Annotated in this window: 12 protein-coding genes; 11 read left to right on the top strand and 1 reads right to left on the bottom strand. The window is 67.1% G+C overall.

The genetic code is table 11. The annotated features are described in order from the left end of the window. Positions 1–2 precede the first annotated feature (2 nt). Genes BC1002_RS33000 through BC1002_RS32955 form a run of 10 tightly spaced genes read left to right on the top strand, consistent with a single transcriptional unit; the run spans position 3 to position 15,482 of the window. Complete coding sequence (locus BC1002_RS33000; RefSeq protein ID WP_013094320.1) at positions 3–332, top strand: phosphopantetheine-binding protein; 330 nt, start codon at positions 3–5, stop codon at positions 330–332. Continuing rightward, entirely contained in the window at positions 329–1,246 is a 918-nt protein-coding gene (locus BC1002_RS32995; protein ID WP_013094319.1) for a hypothetical protein, read from the top strand. The genes BC1002_RS33000 and BC1002_RS32995 overlap by 4 nt, the downstream gene beginning before the upstream one ends. Before the next feature lie 26 nt (positions 1,247–1,272). Then, positions 1,273–2,355 (top strand): SDR family oxidoreductase, encoded by a 1,083-nt coding sequence (locus BC1002_RS32990; RefSeq protein WP_013094318.1) that lies wholly within the window; start codon positions 1,273–1,275, stop codon positions 2,353–2,355. An 18-nt stretch (positions 2,356–2,373) separates the two neighbouring features. Beyond that, the gene (locus tag BC1002_RS32985; RefSeq protein ID WP_013094317.1) at positions 2,374–4,035 is read left to right on the top strand and encodes a nucleotidyltransferase domain-containing protein; all 1,662 of its coding nucleotides are present in this window, start codon (positions 2,374–2,376) and stop codon (positions 4,033–4,035) included. 15 nt (positions 4,036–4,050) lie between these two features. Then, on the top strand, positions 4,051–6,828 hold the full coding sequence (locus tag BC1002_RS32980; protein ID WP_013094316.1) for a phosphoenolpyruvate synthase: 2,778 nt from the start codon (positions 4,051–4,053) through the stop codon (positions 6,826–6,828). Between the two features lie 55 nt (positions 6,829–6,883). Next, positions 6,884–7,888 (top strand): fatty acid desaturase, encoded by a 1,005-nt coding sequence (locus BC1002_RS32975; RefSeq protein WP_013094315.1) that lies wholly within the window; start codon positions 6,884–6,886, stop codon positions 7,886–7,888. Between the two features lie 16 nt (positions 7,889–7,904). Beyond that, positions 7,905–9,575 carry a fatty acyl-AMP ligase gene (locus BC1002_RS32970; protein WP_013094314.1) on the top strand — a complete coding sequence of 557 codons (1,671 nt, stop codon included), beginning with the start codon at positions 7,905–7,907 and terminating at the stop codon, positions 9,573–9,575. 2 nt (positions 9,576–9,577) lie between these two features. Then, entirely contained in the window at positions 9,578–10,684 is a 1,107-nt protein-coding gene (locus BC1002_RS32965; RefSeq protein ID WP_013094313.1) for an efflux RND transporter periplasmic adaptor subunit, read from the top strand. After that, entirely contained in the window at positions 10,681–13,926 is a 3,246-nt protein-coding gene (locus BC1002_RS32960) for an efflux RND transporter permease subunit (RefSeq protein ID WP_013094312.1), read from the top strand. Before BC1002_RS32965 ends, BC1002_RS32960 begins: the two co-directional genes overlap by 4 nt. 2 nt (positions 13,927–13,928) lie before the next feature. Further along, positions 13,929–15,482 carry an efflux transporter outer membrane subunit gene (locus BC1002_RS32955; RefSeq protein WP_013094311.1) on the top strand — a complete coding sequence of 518 codons (1,554 nt, stop codon included), beginning with the start codon at positions 13,929–13,931 and terminating at the stop codon, positions 15,480–15,482. Here the strand turns inward: BC1002_RS32955 and BC1002_RS32950 are convergent. Then, complete coding sequence (locus tag BC1002_RS32950; protein ID WP_013094310.1) at positions 15,419–16,306, bottom strand: class I SAM-dependent methyltransferase; 888 nt, start codon at positions 16,304–16,306, stop codon at positions 15,419–15,421. The genes BC1002_RS32955 and BC1002_RS32950 overlap by 64 nt on opposite strands. 231 nt (positions 16,307–16,537) lie before the next feature. On the opposite strand from BC1002_RS32950, the gene BC1002_RS32945 reads away from it, so the two are divergent. Further along, positions 16,538–16,894: a hypothetical protein gene (locus BC1002_RS32945; RefSeq protein WP_013094309.1), complete on the top strand. Its 357-nt coding sequence runs from the start codon at positions 16,538–16,540 to the stop codon at positions 16,892–16,894. The last annotated feature ends 1 nt before the right edge of the window (position 16,895 follow it).

The raw sequence follows: 16,895 nt of genomic DNA, 5'->3' as shown, positions 1-16,895 counted from the left end.
GCATGGCCAGCACACCGAAAAATGCGTCGATGCGCAACACCGTGTTCGGCATCGTACGCACGCAGTTACTACGCGTCTGCCGCGAGCATCAGCGTGACTTCAACGCCGAGATTCACCTCGAGAGTTCGCTGATCGCCGATCTGGGCCTCGACTCGCTATCGCTCGTCGAAGCGGTGGTCGCGGTCGAGCAGGCGTTCGGCATCGAGCGTCTGCCGCTAGAAGCTTTGAACGAAGAACACGCCGAAACGTATTTCACGGTCGGCTCGCTCGTGGACCTGTGCATCCGGCACGCCGCCGTCAGGTTGGACGCCAATGAGGGGATGCGTACATGAGCCCGCGCGTTTCGCTGGCCACCTCGCATGCAAGACGTGGCCGGTTTGCGGCCGCGGCAGCGGCGCTCGGCAACACGCTCGGCCGCGTGCCGCTGGCCGCCGAGGCGCTGCCGATCGCCGGCGCGTTCGTCTGCTCGCTGCTGCTCTACGGACGAATCGCCGGCGTCGCCGTTGAACCGGGCTGGCGTGCGCTGGCCGGCCTCGCGTCCTTTTTCCTGCTGTTCGTCCAGCTTCGCCTGATCGACGACCTCGACGATCTCGAACGCGACTATCCAACCGGGCACGCGCTGTTGGCACGCCGCGAGGCACGACGCACACGCGTCGTCGCCAGCCTCGCGACAAGCGCGCTGCTGCTCGTCGCGCTGAACACCGGCATGGGCCACGCGAGGACGGCCGCCGCTGCCGCCACCGCCCTGGCCTTCGCCGCACCGTTCGTATTCAAGCGGCTGCTCCCGAGCCGCCCGTTGGCGTGCTTTCCCGCTTTCGAGGGGGCGCCCTTCGCCATCTTCATGTACGGCTATTTCCTGTGGCGCGACATGGCTGGACGTGAGTTGAGCCTCTATGTCGTGATGTGCGTAGCGGGTTCGATGTGGGCCGGCTACGAATTCTGGAAGTTCTCGCGCAAGGTTGGCACCACTGCGCTGCAGCCTTATCACCTGTCGGCACGCGGAATCCGCGTCGCGCTGAATTTCCTGCTGATTCTGGCGCTCGGCCTCAACGTGTCGCTGTCGCGCCTGGCAGGCCTGTCGCAAACCTATGCGATCTATGCCGCAACGCTGCCGCTCGTTTGGCTCGTCTGGCTCAACGCGAGCTGGCCGGGGCCCGCGAGCAGGCCGGGCCGGCCACGCTGGGCGGGCACGCGCTTCATCGTCGCCGTCGAGCTCGGGCTGCTGGCCGAGATTCTCCTCAAATGACACGCAACCCTGGATGGTCTCCCACGATGGATAAGCACGTTCTCGTCACCGGTGCTCGCGGTCTGTTGGGCGCCGAAGTGATCGCCCGTCTGACGGCAATGGGCTACCCGGTCGTCGCATTCTTGCGCTCGGAAGGGCCGGTCGTCCGCAACGACGGCACGCCGCTCGCGGCAACGACGTACGACGGCCACACGCCTGCAGCCGGAACCTTCGCATGTGTGCGGGGCGACGTCGCCGAACCCCACCTCGGGCTCGATCCGCACACCTACGAGGCACTACGCGCGACGACGGTTGCGATCGTCCACTGTGCCGCGCTGACCAGCTTTGGGCGCAAGCCCGAGGTCTACGAGGCGATCAACTTTCGCGGCACCGAGCGCATCGTCGAGTTCGCGCAAGCTCGCGCCGACGCGCCGATTCCGCTGCTCTACGTGAGCACCGCCTATGTCTGCGGCGAGCGCCCGGGCGTGTTCAGCGAGGACGATCTCGACCTCGGCCAGCGGCTGGGCAACCCGTATGAGCAGAGCAAGTACCGCGCGGAACAGTCGGTGCGGGCGGCCATGCGCAGCGGCCTGCCGGCCGCCGTGCTGCGCCCGTCGATCATCGTCGGCGACTCGGCGACCGGTGTGATCCGCAAGTTCGACACGCTCTACACCGTCGTGCGCCTGACGGCCGCCGGGCTGGTGCGCACGATGCCCGGCGACTACGGCGCGACGCTGAACATCGTCCCGATCGACTGGGTCGCCGACTGCGTCGTCGAAGCGCTGGCGAAGTTCGACCTGGTGCGCGGACGCACGCTGCATCTGACCTCGGGCACGCCGACCACGCTGCGCGAAATCAACGACGTCTGCGCGGAGTTTCCGTCGTTTCACGTGCCTCGCTATGTGCCGCGGCATGTGTTCGACGCCGCCGCGATGAAACCGCTCGAGCGGCGCTACTACGACGAGGTCGTGAAGCTGTACGAGTCGTACCTGACGCGCCAGGTGCGCTTCGCCCGCGACGCGACCGCCGCAATCCTGCCGGCGCTGCCTCGCGCGACCGGCAAAACGCTGCTGCGCAGGATCTTCCGTTATGGGATCGCGGCGGGCTACTTCGTGCCGCGCACGGCTTGACGCTCAGGGAGCCTAACCATGTTGATGACCGATCCGATGCTCGCCGAGCTCTGGCAAAAAGCGCGAACCGCGTTGAGCGCCCAGTTCGAACAGCGGGCACCGAGCGCCGTCTTTCTCGAAGGCTCGATCGCCGAAGGTTTCGGCAACGAGCGCTCCGATGTCGACTTCGTCGCGATCGTCGATAGCGGCCTGGAGCCGGCCACGATGCCGTACATCCTGTTCATCGACGGCCGCCGCATCGAAGTCAGGCTGCTGAGTCCGGCGCGCCTGCGCCGCGAACTCGCGCAGGTTCGCGCAGCGCTCGGCAAAGGCCGTCGAGCGGTTGCGCGGCTGTCGTGGAATCTGCTCGAACGGTGCCAGCGCTTCATCGGCGCGCTGCCGATCGACAACCCGGCGTTGATCGAGACGCTGCAAGCCGAGCTTGGCCGCGACGCGCTCTGCGAGGCCGTGGCGCTGTGGTTCGAGGATTTCGCGCGCCAGACCGGCCGATATGCGGTCGCGATGTTCGCGCTTGGCGAGCCCGACTACGCCCGCGCCTGGATCAGGACCGCCGCGTTTCATGCGGCGAAGAGTCACGTGGCGCGCGTCGGCGAGTGCTACATGAGCCCGAAATGGCTGTCCCTGCAGCTCGAACGCGCGGCTGTCGACGCGAACCTCGCCGGCCGTCTGTGGAGCCTGCTGCACGCGCCGCGCGAGCATGGCGCCGAAAGCGCGTTCCTCGCGGCGGGGGTCGCGCTGATCCGTGAGTTCGGCGTCAGCGGTGTGAACCTCGCGGCCGACAACGTGCTGATCGGCCCGGGCAAGGACACGACGACCTGGCAGATCGGTGAACGGGTGCATGTGCTGCGCGGTAGCGACGTCTTTGCGCTCGACGACGAAGCCGCCCACGCGTGGCGTGCGATCACCTTCGACACCCCCTGCGCGGCCATCGCCAGCCGCGGCGACGCGCAGGCGGTCAGCCGGCAGCGCGCGCTGATTGCCGAGTTCAGCCGGCTGGGCCTCGTCAGCCTGCGCTGGAAGGGCGGCGGAGAAATCCACGCGCGTCAGCAGGCGACTTCGACGCCGGTGTCCCGTGCACCGTTGATCTCGATCGACGGCGCGCGCCTCGCGGCCGGCCGCGCGAGCGGCGCCCAGTTGCTGCCGATGCCCGCCGGGCGCTTCGCCGAAGCGGGCCTCGAGATGGTCTGGGCCAACATCGGACTCGAGAATGCGCGCGAGGACGCCCAGGGCGCACTGCAGCGCGGCCAATGGCAGGTGCTCGAGTACGCGCTGCAACGGATGATGCAAACCGCCTGCATGGTCACGCTCGGCGCGCACGGCGTGACGCCGCAGTCGACGATGGAAGAAGCGACGCTCGACGCGATCCGGCTGCTGCCCCTCGATGCGGCGCTGATCGACGGCATCCGCGAACTCGAACAGTGCTCGATCGGATCGGCACCCGATGCGCAGCGTTACGTCGCGCTGGCCGATGAGCTCGCGCAGCGTCTGCGCAACCTCGGCGGCGATCCGCAGTTTCCGGCGAGCTTCGATACGGCGTCGGGCTGGCGCGGCACGATCCACGCCGCCTACGACTGGATCAACCTCGGCGCGCATCTGCACGCGCGCTTTCCGCAAACCGCTCACGGCGGGCGCGGTACCGCCGAGGAAGCCAGAGATCTGCTCGCTTCGTCGAGCACCTGAGCAACGGGGAACTCAATGAATTTCGACACCATTGCGCGCGCACGCGACGAATTCGAAGCGGGCGGAAGCTACGCACCGCGCGAGACCTTCGACGCAAGCAGCAGCGCCGGCTCAACAGCATCGCCCCACGTGATTCTGACCGCGGCGAGTCCCGCCGAAACCATCGAGCGGCTCGCCGGCAACAAGGGACGATCGCTCCATCGGCTGGCGAACCTCGGCGTCGCGGTGCCTCACTGGGCGATCCTCGGCACCGACTGCTTTGCGGAGTTCCGCCGCGACGGCGGCCTCGATCAAACCATCGCCGCGCTGCTCAGCGACTTCACGCCCGCGAACGCCGCCGCGATCGCGAGCCAGATCCGCGAGGCGGTGCTGACGTGCGACATCAGCGCCACGTTGCGCGCCGACATCGCATGCGCACGCGACACGATCGGAGACGGACCGCTCGCGGTGCGCTCGTCCGGTGTCGAAGAAGACAGCGCGAGCTTCTCGTTCGCAGGCCAGTTCGACACCTTCCTCGACGTACGCGGACTCGATTCGACGCTCGAACACGTGCGCCGGTGCTGGGCCTCCGCGTATTCCGAGCGCTCGCTGCGCTACCGACATCAGCACGGACTCGACATGGCCGGCGCCGGCATGGCCGTGATCCTGCAGCGCCTCGTTCAGGCGGATACGAGCGGCGTCGTGTTCACGATCAACCCGGCCAACGGCAACCGCGACGAGTTGGTGCTGAGCGCCGTCTATGGGCTCGGCGAAGGACTCGTGTCGGGCGCGGTCGACGCCGACACGATCACCGTGGACCGCCAGACCGGCCAGTACAAGCAGGTGGTGATCGGTGAAAAGCGCGAGCGTCATGACGGCCGCCACATCCGCGAGGTGCCGGCCGCGCTGCGCGATGCAGCCGCCCTCTCCAACGACGAGATCGAGCGCGTCGTGGCGGCGGCCCGCACGCTCGAAAGCAAGTTCGGCGAGCCGCTCGATATCGAATGGTGTATCGCCGAACATCAGTTGTGGATTCTGCAGGCACGCCCCGTAACCACGCCGGTCGCACCGGCCCAATCGCGAGCTGGCGACTTCCAGCTGTGGGACAACTCGAACATCGTCGAGAACTATCCCGGCGTCACCACCCAACTGACCTTCACCTTCGCGCAGCACGTCTATGCGCAGGTGTTCCGTGAGTTCTGCCGGCTGCTCGCGATTCCGCACAAGCAGCGGCGCGAGATGGACGGCTTCCTCGGCTCGACGCTCGCGTTCCTGAACGGGCGCGTGTACTACAACCTGCTGCACTGGTACAAGCTTTCCGGGCTCGCGCCGTTCCAGGACCTCGGACGCAAGATGATGGAAGTCCAGATGGGCGTCGACGAGCCGCTCGATCTGGCGAGCTTCGCCGAGCTGATCAGACCGTACAAGGCCGGCTCGCGCGCTGGGCTCGCCAGCATCCGGGCCGTGAGCGGAACGAAGTTCGCGTGGCACTTCGCGCGGCTGGAGCGCAACGTCGAACGCTTCCGCGCGTTCTTCTATCCGGTCTACGACGAGTTCAACGCGCTCGACTATCGCTCGCTTCCCGCCGACGCCGTCTATGCGCACTACTGCCGCTTCGAGCAGGCGCTGCTGGCGCGCTGGGGCATGATGATCGTGCTCGAGTCGGCGATCGGTCTCAGTTACGGCGTGCTCCGGCGCCTGATCAAGCGGTGGATCCCCGATGCGCCTGACTGGCTCGAAGTCGCGGTCATCGGCGGCATGAACGACATCGAGTCGATCGAGCCGGTCCGCAGGCTGGCCGCGCTGGCGGAAGCCGTGCGGTCGAACCCGCGGGTCGAAGCGCTGATCCGCAATACACCGTCAGCCGAAACGTATGCGGCGCTGCGCGCATGTGGCGCGCCCGAGATCGTCGCCGACATCGAGCGCTACCTCGCCGACTTCGCATATCGCAGCAACAACGAGCTGAAGCTCGAAGAACCCGACCTGCGCGAAGACCCGGGCGTGCTGTTCGATATGTTGAAGGCTTCGCTCGCGCATGGTGCCGCGACGATCGATCGCACTGCCACCGAAACGCGCATCGACGCGTTGTTGCATGAGCGGCTGGGTCCGCTGCAGCGCTGGCTTTTCGCCCGCGCACGCAGCCGCGTGCGCGCCGCGATCCGGGCGCGTGAGACCGTGCGCTTTTGCCGGTCGCGCGCGTTCGGCGTCGCGCGCCGGATGTTCCGCGCGATCGGCGAGGGTCTCGCCGCCGACGGCGTGCTGGCCACTGGCCGCGACATCTTCCATCTGCGCCTCGACGAAATTCGCGGCTGCTTCGAAGGCACCGTGTCTCACCGCGAACTGCGTCCGCTCATCGAGCAGCGCAAGCGCGACGATGCGAGCTATCGCGCGATGGACGACCTGCCGCCACGCTTCGTCACGCATGGGCCGGTTGCGGCCTGGCTCGGCAAGCCGGCGAACCTCGCCGCTCTGCACGCGGCGCCCGCCCAGGCGGCCGGCGCGACGCTGCGCGGCACGCCCTGCTCACCGGGCTTTGCCGAAGGACGCGCGAAGGTCGTGCGCGAAGCAAACGAATTCGACGGCGGCATCCTCGTCACCTATCGGACCGACCCCGGCTGGGTCCCCGTATTCGCGTCGGCGACCGGGCTGTTGATCGAGCGCGGCAGTCCGCTGACCCATGCCGCGATCGTCGCGCGCGAAATCGGCATCCCGACCGTCGTCCAGATTCCGGGCCTCACTACGCGCGTGCAGTCAGGCATGCAGCTCAAGGTCGATGGCCATAGCGGCGTGATCGAACTGCCCGAGCCGAGCTGAAACGAATCCCCACCCGCTTGACTGACCACTGCAACCGCCCCTGAAGGAAACTGCCATGTACCGCCTGCTCAACGATCGTCGCGACCTGCCGCATCTGTGGCTCTACATCGAGTGCGCGCTGATATTCATCCCCGCCGCGGCCGTGCTGTATTGGCTCGGCCACTTTCCCTGGTGGGCGGGCGTCGCCTATGTGCTGGTCTGGAACATGTTCGGCGACCGCTTCACGATGAGCTACCACTGCACGCTGCATCGGCGGCTCTTCAGGAAGAAGTACCGCGCGCTCGAAATCCTGCTCGACTGGGTGCTGTGTCCGTTCTTCGGTCAGACGCCGGGCACGTTCTATGTCCATCACATGGGCATGCATCACATCGACGACAACCTGCCACGCGACCTGAGCTCGACGATGCGGTTTCAGCGCGATAGCGTGATCGGCTTTCTGCATTACTACCTGCGCTTCGCCGCGCTGGTGCCGGTCGAGCTCAGCGTCTATCTGTGGCGCTCGCGCAATACGAAGCTGATGCGGCAACTGCTCGTCGGTGAGATCGCGTTCTACGCGGCGATCGCCGCCGCCGCATATTGGAACCTGCAGGCAACCCTCGTCGTGTTCGTGTTCCCGTTCGTGTTCGTGCGGCTGATGATGATGATCGGCAACTGGGTCCAGCACGCGTTCATCGACCCCGACCATCCGGACAACCCGTACACGAGCAGCACCAATACGATCGACTCGCGTTTCAATGCGCGCGTCTTCAACGCCGGTTATCACATCTACCACCACGTCCGCAAAGGCACGCACTACAGCGAACTCACGAAGGAATTCGCAGCGAACCTCGAGAAGTACGGTCACGAGGACGCGGTCGTGTTCGATCGCATCGACATCGCGCAGATCTGGCTGCTGCTCGTCACGCGCCAGCACCGCAAGCTCGCCAGGCATTTCGTGCGCTTGCCGGGCGCGCCGGTGCGCAGCGACGACGAGGTGATCGCACTGCTGCGCCGCCGTCTGCAGCCGATCCGCGACTGGTCGCCCGCTGCTTCGCTCGATCACGGAATCTCGACCAAATAACCGGGGAGCCGCAAACATGGACCAGACGCTAGTCGATGCCGTTTCAGCGCTGCCGCGCGGCGACGCTCGAGGCCTTCGCTTTGTCTCCTCGCACGGCGACGAGCACTACTATCCGTACGAGGCACTCGAGCGCGAGGCACGCAAGCGTGCGCAAAAGCTCGTGTCGCTGGGCTTGAACAAAGGCGAGCGCATCGCACTCGTGATCCTCGACCCGGAAGCGTTCATCCTGAGCTTCCTCGGCGCGTCGTTCGCCGGTCTGGTGCCCGTCCCGATCTTTCCGCGCGGAAGCCTGAACTTCAGAACCCGCGAACGCTACGCCGAAACCGTCAGTCACATCGTGCGCTCGGCTGGCGCGCGCATGCTGCTGACGTCGAACTCGACACGCGAGACCATCGAGGACGTGCTGGCCGCCGACACCGGCCTCGAACGCATCGTCACCGTCGAAGCGCTGCTCGACGGCGAGCCGCCCGCCTGCGATTTGCCCACGCTGCATCCCGACGACCTGTGCTTCCTGCAATACACGTCGGGCAGCACGTCGCTGCCGAAAGGCGTGATGGTCACGCATCGCAATCTGATCGCGAATGCGACAGCGTTCCTCGGCCCCCGCGGCATCGATCTGCACGAGCAGGATGTCTATGTCAGCTGGCTGCCGCTGCACCACGACATGGGACTCATCAGCGTACTCGGCGCGCTGATCTGCGACTTGCCGAGCGTGCTGCTATCAACCGAAGCATTCGTGCGCCGGCCCGGCCTGTGGATGGAGGCGATCACGAAGTACCGAGGCACGATCAGCTTCGCGCCCAACTTCGCGTACGCGCTCGCCGCGCGCCGCACCCGCGACCAGGACCTCGAAGGCCTGGACCTGAGTCGTCTGCGCGTAGCCGGCTGCGGTGCCGAGCCGATCAACGCGCAAGCGCTGCGCCAGTTTTCCGCGCGCTTCGAACCGGCCGGTTTTCGCGCCGAAGCGCTGCTGCCGTGCTACGGGATGGCCGAAGCAACGCTCGCGATCACGTTTCACGACCACGGCCAGCCGATCGTCACCGACGTCGTCTATGCGGCCCCGCTGGGGCTCGGTCGAGCGATACCGGCCGCGCATGATACCGGCCTGCGCACGATCGAACTGGTCGGCTGCGGCCATTGCTTTCCCGGACACGATCTGCGGATCGTCGACGAATCCGGGCGTGGGTTGCCCGAACGCTGCGTCGGCGAGATCGTCACGCGCGGCCCCAGCATCACCGCGGGCTACTACGGCCTGGCCGACGCGAGCGCCGACGCGTACCGCGACGGCTGGCTGCAGACCGGCGATCTCGGCTACGTCGCCGGCGACCAGCTTTACATCTGCGGCCGCAGCAAGGACCTGATCGTGATTCACGGTTCGAACCTCTATCCGCAGGACATCGAATGGGCGGTGGCCGAGTTGCCGAGCGTGCAAAGCCGCGGCGTCATCGCGTTCAGCGTGATGCGCGACGGCGACGAGACGCTGGTCGTCTGTGCCGAGGGCAAGCCGGCGGAGGCCACGGCGCTGCGCCGTGCGATCGCGCAGAAGGTCGCCGAATGCGCGGGGCTGCAGGTCGGTCACGTCGCGATCGTGCAGGCGGGAAGCTTGCCGCGAACTTCGAGCGGCAAGGTGCAACGCCGCCGGACCAAGGCACAGTTCGAAGCCGGCGAGCTGGAGGAACACTCGTGAGCATGCGCTGGCGCGAGATCATGCTGACGGTGTCGGGCGCACTCGCGCTCGCCGCCTGTCACGCGAAAGAGGCCGAGATGACGCTGCCGCGCCCGGTCATCGCCGTGGTCGTGCATCGGGACAGCAAGCCCGTGCTCGCGACGCTGCCGGGCGAAGTCAACGCACGCTATGCGACACCGCTGTCGTTTCGCGTCGCGGGCAAGCTGGTCGAGCGGAAGGTGCGGCTCGGCGATACGGTCACGGCGGGGCAGGTGATCGCGCGGCTCGATGCCGACGACGCGCAGCGCAGCCTCGCGAGCGCGCAGGCCCAATTGATGGCGGCGCAGCATCGGCTCACCTTCGCCGAGCAGCAACTCGATCGCGACCGGGCGCAGGCGCAGGAACAGCTGATCTCGACGGCGCAGCTGGAGCAGACCCAGGATGCGTATGTGGCGGCCGCCGCACAGCGCGATCAGGCGGTACAGCAGTTCGCGCTGCTGAAAAACCAGACGCAATACCCGGTCCTCACGGCGGACCATGCCGGCGTCGTCACCGCCGAAGACGCCGATACCGGGCAGAACGTCGCGGCGGGACAGCCGGTCTACCACCTCGCGTGGTCCGGCGAGGTCGATATCCTCTGCGACGTGCCCGAGAGCCTGCTGAACGCGCTGGCGGTCGGCAGCGCGGCCAGCGTGTCGCTGCCGGCCGTCACGGACCGACGCTTCACCGCGCACGTCCGGGAGCTGTCGCCGGCCGCCGATCCCGGCAGCCGCACCTATCGCGCGAAACTGACGCTCGATGCGCCAGGCCCCGAGGTCCGCCTCGGCATGACGGCCACCATCACCTTCGCCGACGCGTCCGGCGAAGCGCAAGCGGACGATCCGATCACGCTGCCCGCCAGCGCGCTCTTTCACGACGGCAACGCGCCGGCCGTCTGGGTCGTGCGCCCCGGCGACGAGGCGCTGGAACTGCGTAGGGTCCAGGTTGGCCGCTACGACGACCGCACGATCTCCGTCGCACGAGGCCTCACCGATGGCGAGCGCGTCGTGCTGCAAGGCGTGCATACCGTCAGCGCCGGCGAAACCGTGCGCGCGGTCGCGCCGTTGCATCCCGAGGACTTCGCATCATGAGAGCGCTGTTCGGCCAAGGGCCCGACGGAGCGGGCGGACCGGGTGAACCGGGCGGACCGCGACGCCCAGCACCGGACGATTCCGGCCGCTTCAATCTGTCCGCGTGGGCGATCCGCAACCAGGCGCTCGTCTTTTTCGCCGTCGTGCTCGCGACGCTGTTCGGCGTGCTCGCCTATTCCCGGCTCGGTCAATCCGAGGACCCGCCGTTCACGTTCCGCGCGATGGTGATTCGCACCTTCTGGCCCGGCGCGACCGCACGCCAGGTCGAGGAACAGGTGACCGACCGGATCGGCCGCAAGCTGCAGGAGACGCCGCATCTCGACTATCTGCGCAGCTACTCGCGTCCCGGCGAATCGCTGATCGTCTTCACGATGAAAGACTCCGCGCCGGTGAGCGAGGTGCGCGACACGTGGTACGAGGTGCGCAAGAAAATCGGCGACGTCGTGGACACGCTGCCACCCGGCGTGCGCGGGCCGTACTTCGACGACGAATTCGGCGACGTCTACACGAATATCTATACGCTCGCCGGCGACGGCTTTTCGCCGGCCCAACTGCACGACTATGCGGACGAACTGCGCGGCGTGCTGCTGCGTGTGCCCGGCGTCGCGAAAGTCGATTATTTCGGCGACCCCGACGAGCACATCACGATCGAGATTCCCAACGCTCAATTGACGCGGCTCAGCATCACGCCGCAACAGCTCGCGCGGGCGATCAACGCGCAAAACGCGGTCACGCCGAGCGGCACGCTGACCACTGCGTTCGACCGCGTGTTCGTGCGTCCGAGCGGCCAGTTCACCGACCTGAAGGCAATGAGCGACACGCTGATCGACATCAATCACCGCCTCGTTCGTCTCGGTGACATTGCGACGATCAAGCGCGGCTACGACGATCCGCCGGTCTCGCAGGTTCGCACCAACGGCCGCCCGGTGCTCGCCATCGGCATCACGATGCAGACTGGCGGCGATGTGATTCAGCTCGGCAAGCTGCTCGACGCGAAGACAGCCGAATTGCGCGCGCGTCTGCCCGCGGGCCTCGAACTCGTTCAGGTGTCGAGCATGCCGCACGCGGTCTCGCATTCGGTCAACGGCTTTCTGCGCGCCGCCGCCGAGGCGATCGTGATCGTGCTGGCCGTGAGCCTGATCTCACTGGGCTGGCGCGCCGGCGTGGTGGTGGCGATCTCGATTCCGGTCGTGCTCGCTGTCACGGCGCTATGCATGAATGGGTTCGACATCGGCCTGCACAAGATCTCGCTCGGCACGCTGGTCCTCGCACTGGGCTTGCTCGTCGACGATGCGATCATCGCGGTCGAGATGATGGCCGTGAAGCTCGAACAGGGATGGGGGCGCGCCAGGGCCGCGGCGTTCGCCTACAGCAGCACCGCGTTTCCGATGCTGACGGGAACCCTGGTCACGGTGGCGGGATTCCTGCCGATCGCGCTGGCGAAATCGGCCACTGGCGAATACACGCGCTCGATCTTTCAGGTGTCCGCGATTGCGCTGATCGCTTCGTGGTTCGCGGCGGTCGTGCTGATTCCGTTGCTCGGCTATCACTTGCTGCCCGAACGCAAGGACACCGCACGCGAGACGCCGCCTCGGCGCGCGCTTCGCAAGCTGCGCCGGCGCGACGACGCGCAGACCCGCCGTGCCCCGCTGGCGGCGCCGCGCGCGACCCGCTTTCACGACCGCCTGCGCGACTGCATCGCGTGGTGCGTGAAGCGGCGCCTCGTCGTGATTGGCGTCACGGTTGCGCTGTTCGTCGTCGCGCTGGCGGGCTTCGCGCTCGTGCCGCAACAGTTCTTCCCGAGCTCCGAGCGGCCCGAACTGCTCGTCGACCTGCGGTTGCCCGAAGGTGCGTCGTTCGAAGCGACGCTGCGCGAAGCCGCGCGCCTCGAAAAGACGCTAGCCGGCCGGCCCGAGATCGATCATCTGGTCGACTTCGTCGGCACGGGCGCGCCGCGCTTCTATCTGCCGCTCGACGTCCAGATGCCCCAGCCCAACTTCGCGCAGATCGTGATCACTGCCAGGTCCGTCGACGACCGCGCGAAGCTCGAACGCTGGCTCGCGAGCACGCTGCAAAACAACTTTCCCGCCGTGCGTGCGCGCGTTTCGCCGCTCCAGACGGGCCCCTCGGTCGGCTATCCGGTGCAGTTTCGCGTCAGCGGAAACGACCTCGCCACCGTGCGCGAAATCGCGGAAAAAGTCGCGGCGACGATGAAGGCCGATGCCCGCACGACGGGCGTGCATTTCGACTGGGACGAACCCGGCGAACGCTCGGTGCGCTTCGAGATCGACCAGCAGAAGGCGCGCGAGCTCGGTGTCACGTCGGAAGACGTGGCGAGCTTCCTCGCAATGACGCTGTCGGGCTATACCTTCACGCAATACCGGGTGCGCGACCGGTTGATCAGCGTCGACCTGCGCGCGCCCGAGCGTGAGCGGGTCGACCCCGCCGAGATCGTCAATCTCGCGATGCCGACGCCGAACGGCGCGGTTCCGCTCGGCACGCTCGCGCACCTGCATAACGAGCTCGAATACGGGGTGATCTGGGACCGCGACCGTCAACCGACAATCACGGTCCAGGCCGACGTGCGCGGCAACGCGCTGGACCTCGACGTGACCCAGGCGATCGATCGGACGCTTGCGCCGCTACGGGCATCGTTGCCGATCGGCTACCGGATCGAGACCGGCGGCGCGGGCGAGATCAGCGGCAAGGCGCAGGCGTCGGTGATCGCGCAGCTGCCGCTGATGCTAGTCGTGGTGCTGACGCTGCTGATGATTCAACTGCGCAGCTTCGCGCGTGTGCTGATGGTCGTGCTCACCGCGCCGCTCGGGCTGATCGGCGTGGTCGCCGCACTGCTGCTGTTCGGCAAGCCGTTCGGCTTCGTCGCGATGCTCGGCGTCATTGCGATGTCCGGAATCATCATGCGCAACTCGGTGATTCTCGTCGATCAGATCGAACGCAACATCGCCGCGGGCCAGGGGCGCTTCGATGCGATCGTGAGCGCCACGGTCCGGCGCTTCCGCCCGATCATGCTGACTGCCGCGGCAGCCGTGCTCGCGCTGATCCCGCTGCTGCAATCGGCCTTCTTCGGACCGATGGCGACCGCATTGATGGGCGGCATCACCGGCGCCACGGTGCTGACGCTGTTCTTCGTTCCCGCGCTCTACGCGAGCGCGTTCAAGGTGCGGCACTTCGAGCGCGGTGTGCGAACCTCTTCTCCGACAATCGAATACACGTGGAGCTGATCGTGCGCACAGATTGCAATCCTGTCGACGGGCCGGCGAGCGCGCCGTATTTCACTGGCGCGCCGCGTCGAGCGCGGGCAGTGGCGAGCCATGGCTGGCGCGCGGCGTTCGGCGCGGCCGCTGCGATCGCGCTTGGCGCATGCTCGTTCGGTCCGAGCGGCGAGCCGCCGGCGATGCCTTCTCCCGCCCATTACGGCGTCGAGCCACAGCCCGCGCAAACGGTCGAGGCGCTCGGTGTCGCGCAACGCTTCACCACCGGCGCGCAGCCGGTACCGCAATGGTGGCGGCTGTTCGGATCGACGGCGTTGAATGATCTCGTCGAAGAAGGCTTGCGCAATAGCCCGACGCTCGCCGCCGCCGACAAACATCTGGCCGCCGCGCACGAACAACTGCGCGCGCAAATCGGCGCCACGCTGCTGCCGTCGGTCGATCTGGTCGCGCAGGCCTCGCGCGGACGCGATCTCGGCATTCCGGTTCCCGGCGCGCCGAATACGCTGCTTTACAACGAGTTCATCGGCGTAGTCCAGGCGCAATACACGTTCGACCTGTTCGGTGCGGTGCGCAAGGCCAACGCGGCGCGCTCCGCGCGGGTCGACATCGACGCGTATCAACGCGAAGCCGCGCGCCGCGCGCTGGCGACCAACATCGTCACGGCGACGATCGAGGCGGCGATGTTGCGCGCCGAGATCGATGCGACCGAGCGCTTGATCGGGCTTGCGGGCGATCAGGCTCACGATACCGAACGGCACTACCAACTCGGATCGCTGACGCGCGGCGACGTGTCGACTGCGCGGCAAAGCATCGCTGCACTCCAGGTCAGCGTGGCCGATCTGCGGCAACGGCTGACCGTGACCCGGCACGCGCTCGCGGTGCTGCTCGGCCGTACGCCCGACGCGGCGCCGCCAGAGCCCGACCTGACGAGCCTGCATTTGCCGCAGGACCTGCCGGTCGTGCTGCCATCGGACCTGTTGCGCACGCGGCCCGATATCGCGGCCGCCGAGGCGTCGTTGAAAGCCGCCGCAGCCGATGTCGGCGTCACCACGGCACAGCTGTTTCCGAGCCTGACGCTGAACGCGTCGATGGGACAAGGCGGGTTCAACTGGCCGCTCGCGCTGTCGGGCGCCGGCGCGATCTGGAGCATCGCCGCGACGATGTCGCAAGCGCTGTTTCATGGCGGCGCGCTCGTCGCGCAGCGGCGCGCGGCCATCGACACCTACGAGGCCGCCGTGTTCGAGTACAAGCAGACCGTGCTGGCCGCGTTCGAAAACGTCGCCGACACGCTTGCGTCGCTCGAACACGACGCGCAGGCACTCGAAGCCGCGAGCGGCGCTGCGCGCGACGCACGCGAGACGTTCGACGATGCCGCGTCGCGTCACCGGCTCGGCGCGCTGCCCGCTGCATCCGCTCGCGGCGGCGAGCAGCAGTACGAAGCTGCGAGGCTGGAAGAAATCCGCCTGATCGGCCGGCGCCTGGCCGATACGGCGACGCTGTTTCAGGCGATGGGCGAGTTGCCGCCGGGCAACACCCAGACATCCGAGCATCTGGCCGGCAAGTGATCCGCGCGCCGCTCCCGACGGCGCGCGCTGGGTTTCAAGCTTGCGCTTTGCCTGGGAACGCCGATCAGGTACGTCAGACCGAGCGGCGAGCCCTGCACCGGCAGCGTGCCGATATCCCATTCGAAGCTCTGCTGGTCCGGGATAGTCGCGACCATCTCACGCAATTCGTCGGGGTTGTAGATGCGCAGCATCGACACGATGCCGTCGAACAGACACAGCAGCGGGATCGCCGGCAGCACATAGGTGAGCACTAGCCGCGACCAGCGAAACGGTCGGATCAGCGGAGTCAGCGCGAGCATCATCAGCGGCATCACCAGGATGAACAGGATACCGAGCAGCCGGTGATCCGCACCCTCGACGACGACGATCGCGCGGCGTTTCGTCACGGCGTCGGCGAGTATCGCGCGCGCGTCGTCCGGCCGAAAATGGTGGAACGAGTTGAACATCGTGCGCACGCCGTCGAATCTCGATGGCACGTTCATCGCGTCCACCGGTTCGCTCACATAGGTGACACAGCTGGTCGCCCCGGCGGAGATCCGCTCGTACGCGGCGCGATTGGGATAGAAGTCGGTCAACTGCACCATCACGCGGCCGGACAGCGCGAGCAACGGTGCAAGCGTCTGCCACGGCCCGCCGCCGCCCGAACATAGATCGACGATCCGGTCGCTGCCGACCCGGCGCATCGCCTCGCGCAGCTTGCCCGCGATCACGTTGAAGCCCTTGTGGGAATTGGCCAGAAAGTGCAGCCAGTCCGTCCCGCCGTCACGGAGGGCGCGTGGGCACCACGGCTGGTCTTCGATTTCGAGCAGATGCAGGCGTCGCATGATTACGCGGGCAACCGAGGTAAAGGAAAACCACGCCGCTCGGTCAGCCTTGGCGAGCGGCAACTTGCTACCGAAGTTAAACGAGTCAACGCGCGGGCTCCTTTAACGGCATCAGTCGACTATACGCTGAGCCGCCCCGCGCCGGCGACGTTCGCCGTTCACATCCCGCATAATGACGACCCATGAGGACTTACCCGCATCAGCCGCCGACTTGCGGCCGGGAGATGAACGATGCAAAACGATAGACCGCCGCCGCGGCGGGTGACATATGAGAAAGGGATCCGGATCGGTGGCTCCGGCTGGTTCGGCCGGTTGCTGACCGTCGCCCTGAGCGCGATCCTGTTCGTGATGGCCGCGATGCTGTCGATCGTGCTGTTCGCCGTGCTGTTCGCGGCCGGCACGGTCGTCGTCGGCTATTTGTGGTGGAAGATGCGCAAGTTGCGCCGGCAGGCGGCCGCGTATGGCGACGACGGCCGTACCGTGGACATGGAGGTCGTCAACAGGAACACGCCCGACGACGACGGCCGCACCATCGACATGGAGGTCGTCCACAAGGACCCGCCCCACGACGATTCCGCGCCACGCTGAC

Origin of the sequence: Paraburkholderia atlantica (genome assembly GCF_000092885.1) — a bacterium.
GTDB lineage: Bacteria > Pseudomonadota > Gammaproteobacteria > Burkholderiales > Burkholderiaceae > Paraburkholderia > Paraburkholderia atlantica.
Note: the sequence above shows the minus strand (reverse complement) of the source record. Positions and strands in the feature narration are given on the sequence as shown.